This is a genomic window from Gracilibacillus marinus (assembly GCF_042651725.1).
Classification (GTDB): Bacteria; Bacillota; Bacilli; order Bacillales; family Amphibacillaceae; genus Gracilibacillus; species Gracilibacillus marinus.
Genome location: NZ_JBHSDV010000001.1, coordinates 770,543 through 790,789, shown reverse-complemented (window position 1 = coordinate 790,789; position 20,247 = coordinate 770,543). Strand labels below are relative to the sequence as shown.

Annotated in this window: 21 protein-coding genes and 1 other annotated feature; of the genes, 8 read left to right on the top strand and 13 right to left on the bottom strand. The window is 34.0% G+C overall.

What is annotated here, in order from left to right; all coding sequences use genetic code 11:
* Positions 1-4: 4 nt before the first annotated feature.
* From opp3C to ACFOZ1_RS03410, 3 genes are all read right to left on the bottom strand, one after another.
* Complete coding sequence (gene opp3C / locus ACFOZ1_RS03420) at positions 5-1,153, bottom strand: oligopeptide ABC transporter permease (protein ID WP_390195872.1); 1,149 nt, start codon at positions 1,151-1,153, stop codon at positions 5-7.
* Complete coding sequence (opp3b, locus tag ACFOZ1_RS03415) at positions 1,153-2,085, bottom strand: oligopeptide ABC transporter permease (protein ID WP_390195869.1); 933 nt, start codon at positions 2,083-2,085, stop codon at positions 1,153-1,155. Before opp3b ends, opp3C begins: the two co-directional genes overlap by 1 nt.
* 135 nt (positions 2,086-2,220) lie before the next feature.
* Complete coding sequence (locus ACFOZ1_RS03410) at positions 2,221-3,891, bottom strand: peptide ABC transporter substrate-binding protein (RefSeq protein ID WP_390195867.1); 1,671 nt, start codon at positions 3,889-3,891, stop codon at positions 2,221-2,223.
* A gap of 517 nt (positions 3,892-4,408) precedes the next feature.
* Between ACFOZ1_RS03410 and ACFOZ1_RS03405 the strand changes: the two genes are divergently transcribed.
* Positions 4,409-4,759 carry a DUF3899 domain-containing protein gene (locus tag ACFOZ1_RS03405; protein ID WP_390195864.1) on the top strand — a complete coding sequence of 117 codons (351 nt, stop codon included), beginning with the start codon at positions 4,409-4,411 and terminating at the stop codon, positions 4,757-4,759.
* Between the two features lie 441 nt (positions 4,760-5,200).
* Positions 5,201-5,375 (top strand) — a binding site (T-box leader).
* A 90-nt stretch (positions 5,376-5,465) separates the two neighbouring features.
* Positions 5,466-6,461 (top strand): tryptophan--tRNA ligase, encoded by a 996-nt coding sequence (gene trpS / locus ACFOZ1_RS03400; RefSeq protein ID WP_390195861.1) that lies wholly within the window; start codon positions 5,466-5,468, stop codon positions 6,459-6,461.
* An 812-nt stretch (positions 6,462-7,273) separates the two neighbouring features.
* Here the strand turns inward: trpS and ACFOZ1_RS03395 are convergent.
* The 5 genes from ACFOZ1_RS03395 to ACFOZ1_RS03375 all read right to left on the bottom strand — a co-directional run bounded on the left by ACFOZ1_RS03395 (position 7,274) and on the right by ACFOZ1_RS03375 (position 11,927).
* Positions 7,274-8,029, bottom strand: a complete 756-nt coding sequence (locus ACFOZ1_RS03395; RefSeq protein ID WP_390195859.1) for a DUF3603 family protein — start codon at positions 8,027-8,029, stop codon at positions 7,274-7,276.
* 76 nt (positions 8,030-8,105) lie between these two features.
* The gene (locus ACFOZ1_RS03390; RefSeq protein ID WP_390195857.1) at positions 8,106-8,318 is read right to left on the bottom strand and encodes a hypothetical protein; all 213 of its coding nucleotides are present in this window, start codon (positions 8,316-8,318) and stop codon (positions 8,106-8,108) included.
* A gap of 209 nt (positions 8,319-8,527) precedes the next feature.
* Positions 8,528-9,769, bottom strand: a complete 1,242-nt coding sequence (gene fabF / locus ACFOZ1_RS03385; protein WP_390195854.1) for a beta-ketoacyl-ACP synthase II — start codon at positions 9,767-9,769, stop codon at positions 8,528-8,530.
* Positions 9,770-9,796: 27 nt separating this feature from the next.
* Positions 9,797-10,732 (bottom strand): beta-ketoacyl-ACP synthase III, encoded by a 936-nt coding sequence (locus ACFOZ1_RS03380; RefSeq protein ID WP_390195852.1) that lies wholly within the window; start codon positions 10,730-10,732, stop codon positions 9,797-9,799.
* 229 nt (positions 10,733-10,961) lie between these two features.
* The gene (locus ACFOZ1_RS03375; protein WP_390195850.1) at positions 10,962-11,927 is read right to left on the bottom strand and encodes a BMP family ABC transporter substrate-binding protein; all 966 of its coding nucleotides are present in this window, start codon (positions 11,925-11,927) and stop codon (positions 10,962-10,964) included.
* 226 nt (positions 11,928-12,153) lie between these two features.
* On the opposite strand from ACFOZ1_RS03375, the gene ACFOZ1_RS03370 reads away from it, so the two are divergent.
* Complete coding sequence (locus tag ACFOZ1_RS03370) at positions 12,154-12,327, top strand: DUF2929 family protein (protein WP_390195847.1); 174 nt, start codon at positions 12,154-12,156, stop codon at positions 12,325-12,327.
* A gap of 159 nt (positions 12,328-12,486) precedes the next feature.
* Positions 12,487-13,185, top strand: a complete 699-nt coding sequence (locus ACFOZ1_RS03365; RefSeq protein ID WP_390195845.1) for a Crp/Fnr family transcriptional regulator — start codon at positions 12,487-12,489, stop codon at positions 13,183-13,185.
* A gap of 138 nt (positions 13,186-13,323) precedes the next feature.
* Here ACFOZ1_RS03365 and ACFOZ1_RS03360 read toward each other — a convergent pair whose 3' ends face one another.
* The gene (locus tag ACFOZ1_RS03360) at positions 13,324-13,635 is read right to left on the bottom strand and encodes a metal-sulfur cluster assembly factor (RefSeq protein WP_390195842.1); all 312 of its coding nucleotides are present in this window, start codon (positions 13,633-13,635) and stop codon (positions 13,324-13,326) included.
* 75 nt (positions 13,636-13,710) lie between these two features.
* Entirely contained in the window at positions 13,711-14,475 is a 765-nt protein-coding gene (locus ACFOZ1_RS03355) for a prolyl oligopeptidase family serine peptidase (protein WP_390195839.1), read from the bottom strand.
* A gap of 144 nt (positions 14,476-14,619) precedes the next feature.
* Here ACFOZ1_RS03355 and ACFOZ1_RS03350 point away from each other — a divergent pair, with 144 nt between their 5' ends.
* A complete protein-coding gene (locus ACFOZ1_RS03350) occupies positions 14,620-15,465 on the top strand; it encodes a Cof-type HAD-IIB family hydrolase (protein ID WP_390195837.1) in 846 nt (281 codons plus the stop codon).
* A gap of 133 nt (positions 15,466-15,598) precedes the next feature.
* Complete coding sequence (locus ACFOZ1_RS03345; RefSeq protein ID WP_390195834.1) at positions 15,599-15,790, top strand: DUF3813 family protein; 192 nt, start codon at positions 15,599-15,601, stop codon at positions 15,788-15,790.
* Between the two features lie 53 nt (positions 15,791-15,843).
* Here ACFOZ1_RS03345 and ACFOZ1_RS03340 read toward each other — a convergent pair whose 3' ends face one another.
* Entirely contained in the window at positions 15,844-16,278 is a 435-nt protein-coding gene (locus ACFOZ1_RS03340) for a hypothetical protein (protein WP_390195832.1), read from the bottom strand.
* Positions 16,279-16,410: 132 nt separating this feature from the next.
* Between ACFOZ1_RS03340 and ACFOZ1_RS03335 the strand changes: the two genes are divergently transcribed.
* On the top strand, positions 16,411-16,674 hold the full coding sequence (locus tag ACFOZ1_RS03335) for a NifU N-terminal domain-containing protein (protein WP_390195829.1): 264 nt from the start codon (positions 16,411-16,413) through the stop codon (positions 16,672-16,674).
* A 425-nt stretch (positions 16,675-17,099) separates the two neighbouring features.
* Here ACFOZ1_RS03335 and ACFOZ1_RS03330 read toward each other — a convergent pair whose 3' ends face one another.
* Together ACFOZ1_RS03330 and ACFOZ1_RS03325 are read right to left on the bottom strand one after the other, a co-directional pair.
* Positions 17,100-17,930 (bottom strand): BsuPI-related putative proteinase inhibitor, encoded by an 831-nt coding sequence (locus ACFOZ1_RS03330; RefSeq protein ID WP_390195826.1) that lies wholly within the window; start codon positions 17,928-17,930, stop codon positions 17,100-17,102.
* 89 nt (positions 17,931-18,019) lie between these two features.
* A complete protein-coding gene (locus ACFOZ1_RS03325) occupies positions 18,020-18,868 on the bottom strand; it encodes a YitT family protein (RefSeq protein WP_390195824.1) in 849 nt (282 codons plus the stop codon).
* Positions 18,869-19,146: 278 nt separating this feature from the next.
* Between ACFOZ1_RS03325 and ACFOZ1_RS03320 the strand changes: the two genes are divergently transcribed.
* Positions 19,147-20,010 carry a DegV family protein gene (locus ACFOZ1_RS03320; RefSeq protein ID WP_390195822.1) on the top strand — a complete coding sequence of 288 codons (864 nt, stop codon included), beginning with the start codon at positions 19,147-19,149 and terminating at the stop codon, positions 20,008-20,010.
* Positions 20,011-20,247: the final 237 nt, after the last annotated feature.

Here is a 20,247-nt window from a genome sequence, read left to right as displayed (position 1 = left end):
CTTTCTATCGTCTCATTTTCGGATCTAATGCATCACGTAAACCATCTGCTAAGATGTTAAATCCAATCATTAATAAAGATATAATCACAGCTGGGAACAATAGCATATACGGATAAACTCGATAATCATCGAAAGCTGTATCGATTAATGAACCTAATGAAGCATGTGGCGGTTGTAACCCTAAACCAATAAAGCTTAAAAATGACTCGAAGAAAATCGCACTTGGAATTGTAAACATTGTATTAATAACAATCACACTCATCACATTTGGAATTAAATGTTTCATTAATATTCGCTTGTCATTAGCACCTAATGTTCTAGCTGCTAATACAAATTCTTGATTCTTTAATTTTAATACTTGTCCACGCACAATTCGAGCCATACCAATCCAACCAGTAATCGTTAACGCAATCGTAATTGCCAATAACCCTGGCTTCAAAATCATAATCATTAAAATTACGACAACTAAATTTGGTATACCTGATAATACTTCTATAATACGTTGCATCACATTATCTGTTCTACCACCGTAATAACCTGAAATACCGCCATATAACACACCAACAACCATATCAATCATTGCTGCTAAAACACCTATATATAAAGAGATTCGTGTTCCTTCCCAAATACGTGTCCACAAGTCTCTCCCCATATTATCAGTACCAAACCAAAAGTACTGATCTTCTAATCCATTCGCTGCATACATATCGACATCTAATGAGACTTTAAAATATTCAATATCATCCCCATTTGGTTCTTCTATAACAGTAGAATCTAGTACAAATTCTTTATCAATTTCGTATCCTTCTAATCCGCGAGTAATCGCATCGTCTACAGATGTTCCTTGTACTTCAATTGTCGAAATCCCATCAAATCCTAACCACTCTAACCCTTTTACTTTTGGTGGTAGATACGCCGCATCATAATTCTCATCATTCATGCCATAACTGTTTAGAAATGGACCAATAAATGCTAACAAAAGTATGACAACAATTAAAATAAGGCCTGTAATGGCACCTTTATTCTTCAATAATCTTATCCAAGCATCTTTCCAGAAGGATAATTGTGGACGAGCTAATTCTTCACTTAACTCTTCTTTCACATGGACACGTTGAAATTTATTTTCATGTAAGTTGTTTGATTCTTTGTCCATCAATTTTTCCCTCCTTGCAATCTGATTCTTGGATCAATCAAGCCATACAATAAGTCTACAATTAATATAACAACAACAAACAGTACTGCAAATAGAATAGTTGTCCCCATTATCACAGGGTAATCACTCGTACTAATAGATAAAACAAATTGCTCACCAATACCTGGTATGGCAAAGATTTGTTCAATAACTAATGTTCCTGTCATTAAACTTACAGTCATTGGTCCAAGTACTGTAACAACTGGTATTAATGCATTACGCATTGCATGTCTAAACATAATGCTCGAATTCTTAACACCTTTCGCTCGTGCCAATTCAATATAATCAGACCCTAACACTTCTAACATTTCTGTTCGCATGAAACGAGCACAGATTGCCATAGGGAAAATCATTAGTGCAATCGTTGGCAAAACAGTATATATTGGCCCTTCCCAAAAAGAAACGGGGAACAGTTGTAATTTTACTGCTAAATAATATTGCAATAACCCCGCAAAAACAAAGGAAGGAATGGAGATACCTAATACTGCAATAATATTCGAGCCATAATCAATCCAGGTATTATGCTTAATTGCTGCAATCATACCTAGAATCACACCTAATATTGATCCTATAATTAAAGCTTGAGCTCCTAAATGCGCACTTGGTCCAATTCTATCTAGTATTATGTCTGTAACTGGACGATTATTATATTGAAATGACACGCCAAAATCACCTTGCACCATTCCCGTCATATATTTAAAATATTGTACAGGTAATGGTTGATCAAGACCATATTTCGCCTCTAAAAGTACCCTTTGTTCATCGGTCATTTTGCCACCTAAATTATTAAATGGCGAACCAGGCATCATTTTCATGAGGAAAAATGTTGCTGTAACGATAATAAAAAGCGTTATCAGCATATATATGATACGTTGAAAGAGATACTTCCTCATATTCTCCACCTCCTAATATACTTCAAATGAAATTGCCGCAAAATTTGAACAATTCATTTAATAGGGCAAAAGAGAGTATAACTCATATAAATCATGGCTATACTCTCTTTCTATAATTTGATTCATCTAGCTGATTTATTTTTGGATATCTACATACTTGAAGCTATAGTTGTTTCCAAATGGATTCATTTTCTCTAATCCTTTTACATAACTCTTAGATAAAACAGATGTTTTACGTTGCATAATTGGCGCAATTCCTGCTTCTTCTAATAGAATATCTTCCGCTTGTTGTAATGATTCAAAACGTTTTACTGGGTCATTAAACAATTCTGTTTTGGCTGCTTTTACTAGCGCATCGTATTCTTCATTTGAATAACCAACATCATTATTCTCTCCACCAGTAACGAAAATATCTACAAAAGAAATAGCATCTTTATAATCAGGTCCCCAACCAGAAACTGCTAATTCATAATCACCTGAACGCATTAAATCTAATTGTTGTGCCCAAGGAACGTTTACTGTTTCTAATGTCAATCCTGGTAAATTCTTTTCTAATTCTGTTTTCATTACTTCACTTATTTTTTTAGCAACATCAGAATCTCCACTTAAGAAACTTACAGATACTTCTTCAAAGCCTAATTCTTCTTTTGCTTTATTCCAAAATTCTTGTGCTGCTTCCACATCGTACGCCAATGCTTCATTTCCAGTTTGGAAGTCTTCACCCGATTCTGGATGTTGAACAAATTCATATGGTACTAACGTATCTACAGGTACAGAATCATTTCCATAAGCTACATCAATATATGCTTGTTTGTCAAATCCTTTTGCAATTGCCTTACGGAAGTTCACATTTTGCATATATTCACTTTTTTCAGTTGATTCTTGATTTAATTTCACATAGAAAACACTTGATTCTGTTAGTGACATAAATTCAGGATTTGTACGATTTTCGTTAACTTGTGAACCTGATAATGTTACGCGATCTAAGTCGCCAACTTCATAATTAGAAAGTGCTGTGTTTGTTTCTTTAATTACTTTTACATTAATAGCATCTAATGCTACATTTTCAGCATCCCAATAGTCTTCGTTTTTCTCTACTGTCCAACCATTGTCTGCTTTCCATTCAGTAAGTTTGAATGGACCATTTGATAAAATACTATCAGGAGATAAAGAGAACTTGTCCCCTTGTTCTTCCACAAATTCTTTATGTGCTGGTAAGAAGTTAGAATTAATTACATATGAATCAAAATACGGAATAGGAACTTCTAATTCTACTACAAATGTGTAATCGTCTGCTGCTTTGACACCTAACTCTTCTGGTGCCATATCTCCTGCAAAAATTTCAGTAGCATTTTTGATTTTACCACTCATTAAGTAGTTACCGTAGAATGATCCGTTAGCTGGGTCTGTCGCACGTTGCCAACCATATACGAAATCATGTGCTGTAACCGGATCTCCATTTGCCCATTTCGCATCTTCACGTAAATGGAATGTATATGTTAATCCATCTTCACTTACTTCAGTTTCTTCAATCTTTGCAATACCTGATACTATTTCGCCACCTGGTGCTTGACGATAAAGTCCTTCATAAATTGTATCAATCCATTGTGTCGATACATTATCCTCTGTCATGATAGGATCTAATGTAGGGATATCTGAAGAAGACGAAATATTTAATACTTTCTCTTCAGAAGTATCATCTGCTGCTCCGTTGTCTTGTGCACTGTCATCGTTTCCAGAACCACATGCAACAAGTGTCATTGTGAATAATGTAACAAGCAATAAGTAAAGCCATTTGCTTTTCATAATTGTTACCCTCCTAGAAGTTTAATGTATTGAATGTAAAGTTTTTGTTAAAACTCATGGATATTATTATACATTCATCTTTTTTTATATTCATTATTTATTTGTTATTTTCTGAATAATTGAATCTTTATACTTATTAATACCCCTACTAATTAACTATTTTCACGAAAGTATTTTGAATACACTTTATATTGGCAATAGTCTGATTATTATAAAAATTCAAAGAAAAATTACAATTAATTGCCCGACACCCTTTACAATAGGTATACTAGTACAAAAGCTAAAAGTACCCGTTTAGAAACGTAGCTACTGGAATGAATCAAACAAAATAAAGGAATCACGATGAGCTTGCGAATCAATGATGACTTATTGATGGTTGATACATGAAGTAGCCTAGTTTCTGGGTACTTGTGCTAGACGATACAAAAGCTAAAAGTACCCGTTTAGAAACGTAGCTACTAGACAATATCTGAATTAAACTTTTCGATTAACAAGAATTAGAGTGAGGTAACTATCAATGAAACAGCTTAACTATTTTTTCATTCATATAATAGTATGTGCCGTATTTGTATTTTTAATTTATCAAGATCTACGTTTTATCTATTTTATTAACATTACTTTTTTTGTTGGAGGCGTATATGTATGTATAGGGTTATTCCTTTACGTGACATATCGACAATTCTTTGATATTACTGTAAGCAGTTTTCAAAAAGTCTTTCAATCAAAGAAAAAGCAATTTGAACAGTCTTATATTGAAAATAAAGCAATGTCTGATCATGTTCGTCCAAGTACCATCAAGTTTTTTATCACTCAAGGAATTGGACTACTTAGTTTATCCATTGTGCAATTGGTGATTTATTATTTATAATCATGACATACTATAGTAATTGAAATTTCACTAATATAAATCTTGAAACTTAATATTTTTCTATACTTTAAAGAGGTTTGTTAAATGAAGGAAATACAGAATATATAGTAATGAGAGTCATACAAAAAGCGGGTAATTAGCATCGGATTAATAATCCAATACTCCCTAACTTCATAATTCATATACATATTCTAATAATGCATCAGAGCTTTCACGTATCCGAAAATACTCTTCCATTGAGACAAAATGATTATGATATTGGTTCATCTCCATTCACCCTTTTTTTAGTGTACTTTCTTGTTTTATTTTAATAGTATTTGTTAAGCTATACACCTCTTTATTTATGTTCATTTGACAGTATCATTTACTTATTAGTTGTCTTTACTATGTATCAGGTATTGCTTTTATGCTAAACAATATATATAATATAAAAAAGTAATATGACTAGCTATGAAAAAGGCGTAGTACAATAACCCGCTGATTTTTAGAGAGCTTGTGGTTGGTGAAAACAAGCATCAAGGTGAATTGGAATTGGACTTTGGAGCTAATTTAGATTTGAAGTGATTCTGCATTTGCGGAATAATAAGGGTGGCACCGCGGTTCATTCGTCCCTTTCTCTAGGGAATAGAATGGGCTATTTTTGTGTGAATTTTTAATAATTCTTTAGATGAAAGTAAAAATCTTATTATTTGATGAGGTGAAAAAATTGAAAAAGATATTTTCAGGAATTCAACCTAGTGGCACATTGACATTAGGTAATTATTTAGGAGCAATGAAACATTTCGTTGATTTACAAGAAGAGAATGAATGTTATTTTTGTGTAGTTGATGAACATGCAATCACAGTACCACAAGATCGTTTAGAATTACGACACAACATAAAATCATTAGCAGCATTATATATCGCTTCTGGAATTAATCCAGAGAAATCTGTATTGTTTATTCAATCAGAAGTACCTGCACATACGCAGTTAGGCTGGATGCTTCAAACAGTCAGTTACATTGGTGAGTTAGAGAGAATGACTCAATTTAAAGACAAAGCAAAAGGTAAAGAAGCAGTATCAGCAGGGTTACTAACATACCCACCATTAATGGCTGCAGACATTTTATTGTATCAAACAGATATTGTACCAGTAGGAGAAGATCAAAAACAACATTTAGAACTAACGCGAGACCTTGCACAGCGATTTAACAACCGCTACAACGATATTTTTACTGTGCCAGAAATTAGCATTCCTAAAGTAGGAGCACGTATTATGTCATTACAAGACCCTACTAAGAAAATGAGTAAATCGGATGAAAATCAAAAATCAGCTATATATATGCTCGATACAGAAAAACAAATTGAGAAAAAAATAAAAAGTGCCGTAACAGATTCAGATGGCATTGTGACATATGATAAAGAGAATAAGCCAGGCATTAGTAACTTATTAACCATTTATGCAAGCTGTACTGGTGAATCTATTGCATCTTTAGAAGCAAAATATAAAGGTAAAGGTTATGGGGAATTTAAGCAAGATACAGCAAATGTAGTAATCGAAACATTACGACCAATTAGAGAGAAATACAATCAACTTATGGAATCAGAAGAACTTGATCAATTACTTGATGAAGGTGCAGAAAAGGCAAATTTTGTTGCAAATAAAATGTTAAAGAAAGCCAAAAAAGCAATGGGATTAGGAAGAGTAAAAACAAAAGCGTAAGTGCCCGTTTAGAAACGTAGTGACTGGAACGCATCAACAGAAATAAAGGAATCACGATGAGCTTGCGAATCGATGATGACTTATTGATCGTTGATTCGTGAAGTCACCTAGTTTCTGGGCACTGGAGCTGGATGAAACAAAAGCGTAAGTGCCCGTTTAGAAACGTAGTGACTGGAGTGAACCAACTGAGATAAAGGAATCACGGTGAGCTTGCGAACCGATGATGACTTATCGTAGGGAGGTTTACGAAGTCACCTAGTTTCTGGGCACTGGAGCTGGATGAAGCAAAAGCGTAAGTGCCCGTTTAGATGACTGCGTTGAACCCGCTACGGCTTGTCCATTCCCCTTTCCGTGGTTTTTTTCCTTAATAGTGGAAATGGACGCCTATGCTTTTTATATTCTACACCTTTTGTAAGTATAAAAATGTTGCCTATATTCCATATAGACTATGATTTAGTTATTTAATTACGTATCATAATGAACATAATAAGCTCATATCTGTAACATCCCAATATATAAGCACCTTCAAACATTGTAGAACTTCACTAAGCGAAGGCGAAGGCGCACACTCCCACTCCTATGGGATTCTTTTTCCTGAAGATCCACTTTTCCAAGTGATCTTTGCTTGGAAAAGTTAGTTGAAGAAAAAAACCCATGGAAAGAGGAGTGGGCAAGCAGGAGCGATTACAACGCACATATAAAGATTCAAAATTACCAGTTAGAGTTATATACGCACAAAATCCAAACGGTTCGATAAATAGTTATCGCATCGTTTGGATTTTTTAGATTAAAAGTTCTTTTACCTAATCTCATTAATTTACTGTTTTTGAAATTTGGCCATTTTGCTCTGACTCAATGATATTCTCATAAAAAGATTGACCTTTCATGATTTGTTGGCAAAATTGTTCGTGATTTACTGACCATCCAGTTACTAAATCTTGATAAAGTTCATTCCAAGCTGTTTTGAAATCCATCTCTTTAATCATTATATAATCTTCTGGTCTCCACTCTGTTAACCAATACCTTACTTCCTCTATACATTCAGAGACTTGTAATTGATCTAACGCAATCATTAACAATTGTTTTAATTGACGTTCTTTTCTCGTTAATCCAATCATTGCTTCAGGTGATAATGATAAGATGTGGTATTCTTTTTCCTCTGTATCTGTTAATTCATATATTTTAGGATTCCTACCTTCAATCAAATCTAATACTAACCGTTCCTGTCTCGGAATTAATCTGCTCTTTCGAATTGGAATATGATATCCCATCGTGTCAAATGCTAATATGGATTTTCCATTTGTCACAATTGCTGCATATTCTAATACATTACGTTCTTGATTTTTTCTTACATATGCCCGTTTATAAATTTGGTCTAATACTTCTTTCGGAATATCGTGTAAGTCGTTTTCAATGGAATGATATGTTTTATTATCAATATAGAGTACCGGAATTTGATCTAATATTTCTATACCATCAGATGTTCGCCACTCATGAAATGGACATATGTTATAGCCATTTTCTTCACCTTCAAACCAATTCACCCACACATCATGTAAATATAACATAGGAAAACCCTCACTTTATCCAAATTTCTTATCCATCAGTATGACCAAATCAGACTTAATTATTCTTTTTATGTTATTATTTTACAGACATAACTGTTAACTTATTTAGCGCAATCCCCATTAAAATAATGCCAATTATAAAAAAATAACATTCCATTCTTGTTTGAATAACAGATAAATAATCAGCAAACGGTAAACCTGCAGGGATAAAATTTAAATACAATATAATAGAAACACCACCTGATATAGCAAAACCAAATCCAAGTAAAAATAATAGAGCATAGATCATTTCTTTCACCTGCTTGTCCATTTTTTACGTTAATGTTGTCCGTTTAATCCAAGGCCGAACCGATTTGAAATCACTTAGTAGAACATGTATGTAAATTCTCACTAATTATTTCTATATATATGAATACATTTTTTATTTTAGTAAACAAATAGACAGAAAAAAGCGAAGAAAGTTTTTATACTTTCTTCGCTTTTAATTCTGTTATGTCGTTAGTTTTGAAATTTCTTGAAGATAAGTGAAACATTATGTCCACCAAAGCCCAATGAATTACTTAATGTAACATTGATTTCTTTTTCTTTCGCCTCATTAGGAACATAATTCAAATCACAATTCTCGTCTGGTGTTTCATAATTGATTGTTGGTGGTGCAATAGATTCCTGAATCGCTTTAACGCAAGCAATTGCTTCAATTGCACCTGCTGCACCTAATAAGTGACCTGTCATAGATTTTGTAGAAGATACATCTAATGCATATGCATGTTCACCAAATACAGACTTAATTGCTGCTGTTTCAAATGAGTCATTGTATTCCGTACTTGTACCATGTGCATTAATATAATCGACATCTTCTACATGGATACCCGCATCCTCTATTGCTTGTTTCATTGCTCGTGCAGCACCTTCTCCTTCTGGAGCTGGTGATGTAATATGATAAGCATCACCTGATGCGCCATACCCAACGATTTCTGCATATATTTTTGCACCACGTTTTTGGGCTGACTCTAATGATTCTAATATGATAATTCCTGAACCTTCTCCCATTACAAAACCATCGCGATTTTTGTCAAATGGTCGACTTGCTGTTTTAGGATCATCATTAAATGATAATGCTTTTGCTGTGGAGAATCCTGCAAATGACATAGGTGTTAAAGGCGCCTCTGCACCACCTGTAATCATGAAATCCGCATCTCCACGTTCAATTACTTTGTATGCATCTCCAATGGAATTAGCACCTGAAGCACATGCAGTTACAGAACAATTATTAATCCCCTTTGCACCTAGTTGAATAGAAACTTGACCTGAAGCCATATCTGGAATCAACATCGGTACGAAAAATGGACTTACTTTTTTATACCCTTTTTCCATGAATCGTCTGAATTGTTCATCATATGTTGCCATTCCACCAATACCTGAACCAATCCACACACCGACACGTGGAGCAATGTCATCTGTAATTTCAAGATTAGCATCCTCTACTGCCATTCTAGCTGCTGCGACAGCATATTGCGTAAACAAGTCCATACGTTTAGAGTCTTTACGATCCATATATTTTGTTGCTTCAAAATCTTTTACTTCTCCTGCCACTTTGGCTGGGAAATCATCTTTATTTACTTTTGTCACATAATCAATACCAGATACGCCTGATTTTAAATGATTCCAAAATGTTTCTACATCGTTACCAAGTGGTGTGATGGCACCTAAGCCAGTGATTACTACTCTATTATTAGCCATTCTATTTCCTCCTTCAATCCAATTTCTTTATCTTCCCCACTTTATTGCAACAGCACCCCATGTTAAGCCGCCGCCAAAACCTACTAATACAATTAAATTATCATCATTAATTTTACCGTTTTTTACGCTTTCTGACAAAGCAATTGGAATAGATGCTGCAGAAGTGTTCCCATATTTGTTCACATTTACTGCTAATCTATCTTCAGGGATTCCTAATCGTTGTCTTGCAGCTTCCATAATACGAATATTTGCTTGGTGTGGAATCAAATAATCAACATCTTCTTTAGCATATCCTGCCTTTTCCACTACATGCACAGATGATTCTGGCATTTGTCTTACAGCAAATTTAAATACTTCTCGGCCATTCATTTCAATATGGTTATTCTCTTCCGCTAAGTGTTTTCCACCAGATCCATCAGAACCTAATTCAAAAGAAAGAATACCTCTCTCTTCACTTACCGGCCCCATTACTGCAGCACCTGCACCATCACCGAACAGAACACAAGTATTACGATCTGTCCAATCCGTAATTTTGGATAATTTGTCAGCTCCGATAATGAGTACATATTTATATGCGCCTGTTTCGATAAATTGCTTTGCTGTAATTAATCCATACATAAATCCAGCACAAGCTGCACTAATATCCATTGCAGCAGCATGGGTTGCTCCTAATCGATCTTGTAATTTACACGATACTGTTGGAAAAGATTGATCTGGTGTTACTGTTGCTACTAAAATTAGATCTAATTCTTCTCCTTTTATTCCTGCTTCTTCTAATGCATTACATGCAGCCATATAAGCTAAATCAGAAGTATCTTCATTATCACTTGCGATTCGTCTTTCTTCTATACCTGTACGTGTACGAATCCATTCATCACTTGTATCTACTATTTTTTCTAAATCAGCATTTGTTAATACTTTTTCTGGTGCGTAATGACCAGTTCCAATTATTCCAGCTTTCATATTGATCCTTCCTCTCAAAGGAATTAATAGCAATTATTAAGACTTGGTACTAATTTTAAAATATTTTCTCAATAATTTCAAGTACTATATTTTCTCCTTTTCTTGACAGAAACCACTAAAAAATATTTTAAAAGCAGTTATACTTCATCTCAACCATGTAATATCGAAGCTTTATTTAATACAAAAAGCGAGAAGAATCAAAGTTTCTTCTCGCCTTTCACTACTATTTTTATTGTATTTGATGCGGTAATAACCCTGTTTCGATATATGTCTTTATATACGTATCTATTTTATCTTGATATTGCTTTGGAATACGTTCACTATATGGTCCCATAGAAATGACTTCTTGTTGAAAACCATAATTATATATACCTCCGGCAAGTTCCTCATTCATTATTTGCTCTACGGCATAAAGATATAATTTATCAACATGTTGAATCGTACTAGTTAAAACAGAATCTCCACCGATTGATTGTTGATCATTTACATATCCAATAGAATAAATATCGTCTGCTTTGGCTGCTTCTATTAATTGAATACTATATGCATCTCCTGCTGGGTAAATCACATCGACACCTTGTTCTACCATTTCATTATAATACTCTAGCGCTAATGGAGACTTATCCCAACTATATACATACTTTATTTCGACATCGACATTCGGATTTTCAAATGCTACACCTTCATAGAAACCTTCTACTTCAGGTTGCCATTCGTATGCAGCGATAATGCCAACTTTTCCCGTTTCCGACATTTTACCTGCAATCATTCCAGCGAAAAAACCCATAGATAGAGAATTAAAATTTAGACTTGTTAAATTCTCATCTGAATATGCACCATTTACATATAAAAATTCAATATCAGGATATGCCGCTTGAAGTTTATGAAAATACTCTCCATATATACTACTATGACCAATGATTAATTGAACACCGTTATTTACAAATTGCTCTACAGCATAGTTTACTTGTTGTTGTGTGTTCACACCTTCTTGAAAGAACACTTCGACATTATGTTCCTCTTGTATTGCAAGTAGTCCACGATACCCTTTATTTCCCCATGTCTGATCATTGATAGAATGCTCAATTAACATGCCAACTCGTGTAATATCACTACCACCACTTGCCTTCATACAACCAGTTGTACTCACTAAGAACAAGATTAGTATTAAGATAATTCCAAATCGCTTCTTCAATGTATGCACTCCTTGGAAATGTTCACAATTTTCTTTATAGGACTATTTTAACGTTTTCCAGCGATAACGTAAACATAGAAAAGATTACAAAAAGGTTACAACTGTAAATCAGAAATAATTATTTATTTTCTTTAAAACATTTGGTAAGATATAAGTATATGTTTTATTTACAGAATGAATGCAGCAAATACATAGATTTTGAAGAGAATATGAGGTGAACATTATAATGAAGTATGTCATGACAATATTTTGGGCACTACTTATCAGTTTAGTTGTAGGATATGTATTAGCAAGTATGGCTGGTGATGCGATGAACATTCCTGGTACGTTAGCTGTAGCAGCAATTTTTAGTATCATCGCAATCATTTTAGGTGATGGAATTTTAACTGAAGAAAATTAAGCCCTTACGTCTACCCCTTGTCAGCATGATGGCAGGGGGTTTACTTATACAACAAAAATAGAACCACTTATTTTGTCGTACACTTACGCTAGAACTCGCCATTAGTGTTGGTTAAATTTGTCCACACGTGTTTATTTTATAAAAAAGGGGGATATTCTGTTGATTGAGCAATCTATTGTACGTATTTTACATGCGATACCTATTTTTAAAGAACTGAGTGACTATGAAGTAAATGCATTAAAGGAAATTGCTCATACAAAAAGATACAAAAAAGGTACCCATGTGTTCATGCAAGAAGAACCATTAACAAATGTCTATTTTATTCTTGAAGGTACAGTAAAGATTTATCGTACAGATGTGCAAGGTAGAGAACAAATTGTGAATGTGTTAAATAAAGGAGATATGTTCCCACATCAAGGATTCTTTCGAAATGATGGCTATCCAGCACATGCTGAAGTGACTACACCAAGTTTGTTAGTCTATATTCCCAAAAAGCAATTTGAACAATTTTTAATTCAATACCCTCAAATAAGTGTAAAAATATTCAAAGTATTAGGTGATATTATTGTTGATTTACAACATCGCCTAGAAGAACAAATTTTACACACGACATACGAACAAGTAATGATGTTACTATTAAGATTAGTTAAAAAAGACGGTAGAGAGCAAAAAGATGGTTCCTATTTATTAACAAAACATTTCTCCAATCGAGAATTAGCGAACATGATTGGGACAAGTCGTGAAACAATCAGTCGTACTCTTAGTCAATTAAAAAAAGAAACATTTATAGAACAAAAGTCCAATCAAGAATGGATTATACATGTAAATAAATTAGAAGATAAGTTGTTTTTAGATTAAAACTAATAGCATATAGTTTCTGGCTTAATTGCACTAAAAAAATCAATACTGCATTTTTATGAACATACAAAACCCCCATTTGACTAGGAATAGACAAAATGGGGGTTTCCAGTGCTGATTTGATTACAAAGCGTTATATTAATCCGGAATACCTAATGCAATCTTCGCATATCGTGACATACGGTCTTTTGACCATGGGGGACTCCAGACAATATTTACAACTGTTTCTTTTACTTCAGGAATATCTTCCATTACTCTTTTCACATCTTGTTCAATATGACCAGCTAACGGACATCCCATTGCAGTAAGTGTCATTGTAACAGTACAAATACCTTCATCATCTAAATCCACGCCATATACAAGGCCTAAATTCACAATATCAATACCCAATTCTGGGTCAATTACATTCTCTAACGCACCCATTAAATTTTCTTCAAGCGCTTGATCCATTCATAACCCCTCCTTCTTCTCTCTAAAGATACTTTTATTATAAACGATAACAATATGTTTGGAAAATGATTTTCATCACAGCTTGTATTCTAACCAATTCGTAAATTCTACAATCGCAAGTCGACTTACTTTGTGTCCTCTATTTATTTCTTTAAGAAAATGAATGTTTTCTGGATTTTTGTAATCTGGGATTATTTCTTCATAAAAATCATAGGAATGTGCAAAAGGCACGACATCATCCTTTTCCCCATGCCAGAAAAATATTGGACGTCCAAATATTTTATCTTTCTGAACAGATAAATCAATTTCAGTTAATTCCTCTAATAATAGTGTTATTTGTTCATCAGGTACTGGAAAATTAGGTACTGATGCTTTCATTTTTTCAATCATATCTTTTGCAAATAGCGTTAATTTTGGTGTACCCATTAAGATACCAGCACATGTAACCCATGAAAATTGTGTAAGTGCAGCAGCGGTAGTAATACCACCCATACTCGTTCCCGCTAGACCAAATCGATCCACTTCTACTAATTCATTCATCACTAAATGTTCGTAAATTGTCTCAATGTCGTCTAAGTTTTGTTTTACAATATCAAAAAATTGCATTTGTAATGCTTCGGAAGAGATATTCTCTTCTCTCTCCCCATGATGCATACAGTCAGGTAAAATGACACGATATCCTTTCTCTGCCAATAAATATGCAATTGGTAAATTATGTTCTTTCGCACTTGTAATACCATGTATGTAGGTTAATGTTGGTAATGCCTCTTCTTTCTTTTGTTGATCCACCACATGTAACACAGGGATATTTGACCAGTATTCTTTCGTTATAGTAATCATTACACAATTCCTTTCCTTCCGCTTGTCTATCTCTATGATATAACTTCCTAATATTTCTTGCAAAAAAATGATACTAAACTATACAAGAACTTTACAATCATCCATATCAACTATAGACTATACTACATAATGAGGTGATAAATAATGAATTTTAAAAAGCATTTAATCGCATTAGATTTAGATGGTACTTTATTAAATGACAATAAGACAATTAATCCTTATACAAAATCCATTGTTGCCAAAGCAATAGCTGAAGGCCATATTGTTGTTATTGCTACAGGTAGACCCCATAGATCTAGTATTCGATATTATAAAGAATTGGGATTAGACACTCCTATGGTTAATTTTAATGGCGCTCTCATTCATCATCCTACAAATCGTTCATGGGACGTTGTTCATTCCCCTTTACCGAATCGTACCGCAAAAAAAATCATTCAAACATGTTATGACTTTGAAGTACATAATATCTTTGCAGAGATTCAGGATAACATGTATTTAGACAAATTTGACCAACATATCATTGATGCATTTACAGAGCCAGATGAGCGGGACCTCATCACAATTGGTAGTTTAAAAAATCATTTACAGGCTGATCCCACTTCTATTCTCATCCAACCGAGTGATCACCATATCGATGAATTACGTCAATATTTAGATGATGAACATGCATCTATGATTGAGCATCGCAAATGGGGTGTGCCATGGAATGTGATTGAAATTGTTCGAAAAGGAATTAACAAATCTGTTGGATTACATAAAATCGCACATTATTTCCATATACCTAAAGAACGGATTATTGCATTTGGTGATGAGGACAATGATTTGGAAATGATTGAGTATGCTGGAGTTGGTGTTGCAATGGGAAATGCAATCAAAGAATTAAAACAAGTTGCAAAATACGAAACAGCCACAAATGAGGGTGACGGAATCGGTCATTTCTTAGCAGAATATCTGTCGTTACCGAAAAATGTGTCTCTTGGTAATAATTAAATTGTATGAATTATAAGGAATTTCTCCATAATAAGCTTGACCACAAATAGTTGGTCTAGCTTATTTTTTCGTCTAACAGATTGTTGAAAAAATAAGCATACAATGCCTAATTGTAACTCTAAGGAGGATTCTTATGCAAAACAAGATGTTTGAACAAGCGAAAAGTGCTGTAGCGAATTTAATGAATGGAAAGAATTTAAATGAGAAAGACAAACAAGCAGCACAACAAGCCATTCAATCTGCATACACAAATGCAACAGCAGAAGAACAAAGAGAATTACAACAACTTGAACAACAGTTGCAACAAGAGAACGAATTGAAATAACGAAAGTCATCTTAAGCAGTGGGGATTATACCCCACTGCATTTTCTAATATTTCTATGATGAGACACGCCCTCTTTCCCATTTTACTAATAAATACATACTCAGTCCATAAATCACATGCGCACTAAACCATAAAATGATTGCAAAAAAATCATTGATTGCAGGTGTTGCTTTTATAGCCACTATCGTTAATGGAAAATAACTAATTCCTGCCACTATTCCAAGTAACACTGAAAAATAAAGTCGCTTCATATTGTTGCCTAATCGACACCATAAAAGAAGATATATCCAGACGATGATAAAAGAAATAATAAGATGGAAAGACCATTCCACCAATAACGGGAGTTGTTTACCCTGAAATATTGGAATAAAATCCACATTCATTAATAATACATATATTTTTTTATGAAATAGAATGTCAAGTCCATATAATATTCCTCCTAATAACAAACCAGAAATTGTCCCAATTCTAACAATTTGAATGAACATATTGTCACATCCTTCTATGTTTCTTATTATTGTAAGCTCTATAAATTAAGTTAATAAAATGAAATACTTTTTTAATCCTCCTTTTTTTGATATGATAAGGTTAAAGTACGGGAACAATAGGAGGAAATAAGCATGAGCATTCATGTAGAACCAACACCAAATCCAAACGCAATGAAATTTACAAGTGACAAAATGATTTTCGAAGGTAACAATAGTATATCTGTAATGCCAGGACAAACAAGTGAACATGATATTCTAAATGATTTAATGCAAATTGAAGGTGTTGACAATGTATTCGGTTTTCAACATTTTATCACAGTTAATAAAAAGATAGATGTAGAATGGGAAGTACTAACAAACAAAGTAGAAGAAGTCATCACAAACTACGGTTATTAAAACCAAAAGCGACAGTGCCTGCTTAGAAACGTAGTGACTGGAGCAGAGTAAACAAAATAAAGGAATCACGATGAGCTTGCGAATCAATGATGACTTATTGTAGGTGACTATGCGAAGTCACCTAGTTTCTGGGCACTGGAGCTGGATGAACCAAAAGCGACAGTGCCTGCTTAGAAACGTAGTGACTGGAGCAGAGTAAACAAAATAAAGGAATCACGATGAGCTTGCGAATCAATGATGACTTATTGTAGGTGACTATGCGAAGTCACCTAGTTTCTGGGCACTGGAGCTGGATGAACCAATAGCGACAGTGTCCGCTTAGAAACGTAGAAAACCAATAGATTAAAAAAACTCGACAAATTACGAATCTTTTTCGTGATGCCGAGTTTTTCTATATAGTTTTGTCACATTACTTTTACTTCTGTCTATTGAAACAATTCTAATTGGATTGGTAACTGTACAGAACGATTTTCATTATACAAGAAAAGAATGAGCGCGCCATTTGTTGGCAACTTATCTTCTGATATAGAAATCTCTATATCAAATTCTGTCCATTTATTATTGGCTTCAATTGGTATTTCTGTTGCGTCAATTAGATATTGATGACCATCTTCTACTTCATAAAAAAGTGTTCCAATTGCTCCATGAACTTCTCCACGAATCATATATGCACCATTATCTCCAGTCACTTCAACATTCTTTATCATATCCTCAGGTATCTCTTCTTCTTGATTCGATGTGTCCGTAGCTTCTTCACTTTCTATTTGAAGACTACCAGTAGTTGAAAACTTTTTTGCATCTACTTTCTCTTCATTTACTTCTGTAACCAACAAATGAATTTCTACATCGTATTCTCCACTTGCTAATGATTGATCATACTGCCATTCCTCTTCTAAGACTAACTGTTCGTTACTCTTTATGGTTTCTTCTGTTATTGCTTGTGTAAACATTTTATCTTTGGAATATTGATACACAATAGTGTCATCTTTAGAGACGATTATTTCATACTTTTGTGATGAAGGAAAAGTAAGTGTCACATCTTTTTCTGTTTCATTACGCAATGTAAGTTCAAAACGAACCATATCCTTTTCTTTTTCGCTAGATGCTGAGAACGAAAGCATCTCATCAACATCCATATTTGCCGAATCTTGTTCATTTTGTTGATTCACATCTTTGTCAGATGATTCGTTATTTGTTCCACAGGCTACAAGCGATATAGTACTTAATAGTATTAATGACATCATCACTTTTTTCATCATAGACATCCCCTTTCTTTTTGTACAACAATACACCGATCCACTACTTATAAGTATAGTCGAACAACAGCGGGAAAAAGTTACTCCTGTTAATCATTCCTTCTAAAGAATCCATATACGCCTGCTGTTTGTATGACATTTGTAAACGCATGTTCATCTACCTCATGAATAATTTTTTCTAAATCATACAATTCATATCTAGTTATTACCAAATATAACATGTGTTTGTCTTCTTTTGTATAGGCTCCTTTTACTGGCAAAATAGTAATACCACGAACCATTTTATCATGAATTGCTTGTTGTAATTCATCTGCTTTCTTAGTGACAATCATTGCAGTGACTTTCTCATGTCTAGTATGAATACCATCAAGTACTCGTGTCGTTACATATAACCCAACAAGAGTGTACAATGCATTCTCTGGCTCATTAATCAAACCAGCTATTAAGATAATTAGTCCGTTAATAATCATTAAATAGCCGCCAATTGGTTTATCTTTCATACGTGATAATACCATTGCAATGATATCAGATCCGCCTGTAGAAGCACCCCACTTTAAGGTAATCCCTACACCTACACCTGCTATCACACCACCAAATACGGCGTTTAACATAATGTCATTCGATAATGCAATCACTGGTAATATTTCTAAAAATAATGTCGTAAAAATAACCGATAAAAAGCTATATATCGTAAAACCTTTTCCTACCTTGAACCATCCTAAAATGGCAACAGGAATATTTAAAATTAATAATATAATACCTGTACTAATATTCATAATCCCTAAATATTCTGTAAATATAGTGGATAAAATTTGTGACATCCCTGTAAATCCACTTGCGTATACATGTGCACTAATTAAGAAAAAATTCAGTGCAATTGCATTTAATAACGCACCAACAATGACAATTGCGATACGTTTTGCTTCCATAATGAACAATGAAATCCCCCCGTAATAAAATCAAGTAGGTGTTCATTTAATATTACCCTCAAATGAACCTTATTAATCCTACATGATTCTTGAGTATTGTGCAATCATATTTTTAAATGTACTCGTTATCGTAATAAAGTTGTGAAATGTACCGTCCTTGCTCAGCAATTATGAATCTACTTCAAAAGTCTCACATTATCTTTGACGAATATAAAACTTATGCTTAAACTTATACTAAACAAATAAGTAGAAAACAATACATTTTATTATAAAGAGGAGGGATTTTTATGGCAATTAAGATATTAGCAGATTCAGCAAGTGACTTAACTCAATCTGATTGCGAACAATTTGGTGTAGAAATGTTACCACTTACAGTGCAGTTAGATGGTGAGAATTATGAAGATGGTGTTACCATTTCTTCAAAGAAAATCTATGATGCAATGCGTGAAGGGAAATCCCCAAAAACAGCACAAGTGAGTCCACAAGCATTCCAAGATGCCTTTGAAAAACATGCAAAAGCTGGCGATGATGTAATCTATCTTGCATTTTCATCTGAATTGTCTGGAACGTATCAAGCAGGGAAGTTAATGGAAGAACAAGTGAAAGAATCTTATCCTGATTTCAACTTGCATGTAATCGATACAAAATGCGCTTCATTAGGTTACGGTTTAGTTGTATTAAAAGCAGCAGAAGCTGTAAAGAATGGTAAAACTATCGAAGAAATTTTATCAATAAGCAAGCATTATTATGAACATATGGAACATATTTTTACTGTAGACGATCTAGAATATTTATACCGCGGTGGTAGAGTAAGTAAAACCGCTGCCTTTGTTGGAACATTACTTAAAGTCAAACCATTACTACATATGGAGGATGGGAAACTAATTCCATTAGAAAAAATACGTGGTTCCAAGAAAGTGTTTAAACGAATGTTAGAAGTAATGGAAGAACGTGGTGAGGATTTATCTAATCAAACAATTGGAATTAGTCATGGAGATGCACTCGAAACAGCTGAAATGATTGCATCTATGATTAAAGAAAAATGGCAAGTTAAAGAAATAAAAATAAATATGATTGGCTCATCAATAGGCGCCCACGCTGGCCCAGGAACAATAGCAATATTCTTTTTAAATGATAACTCAAAAGCGTAAGTGCCCGGTTAGAAACGTAGTGACTGGAACGAACCAACTGAGATAAAGGAATCACGATGAGCCTGCGAATCGATGATGACTTATCGTAGGGCGGTTGGTGAAGTCACCTAGTTTCTGGGCACTGGAGCTGGATGAACCAAAAGCGTAAGTGCCCGGTTAGAAACGTAGTGACTGGAACGAACCAACTGAGATAAAGGAATCACGATGAGCCTGCGAATCGATGATGACTTATCGTAG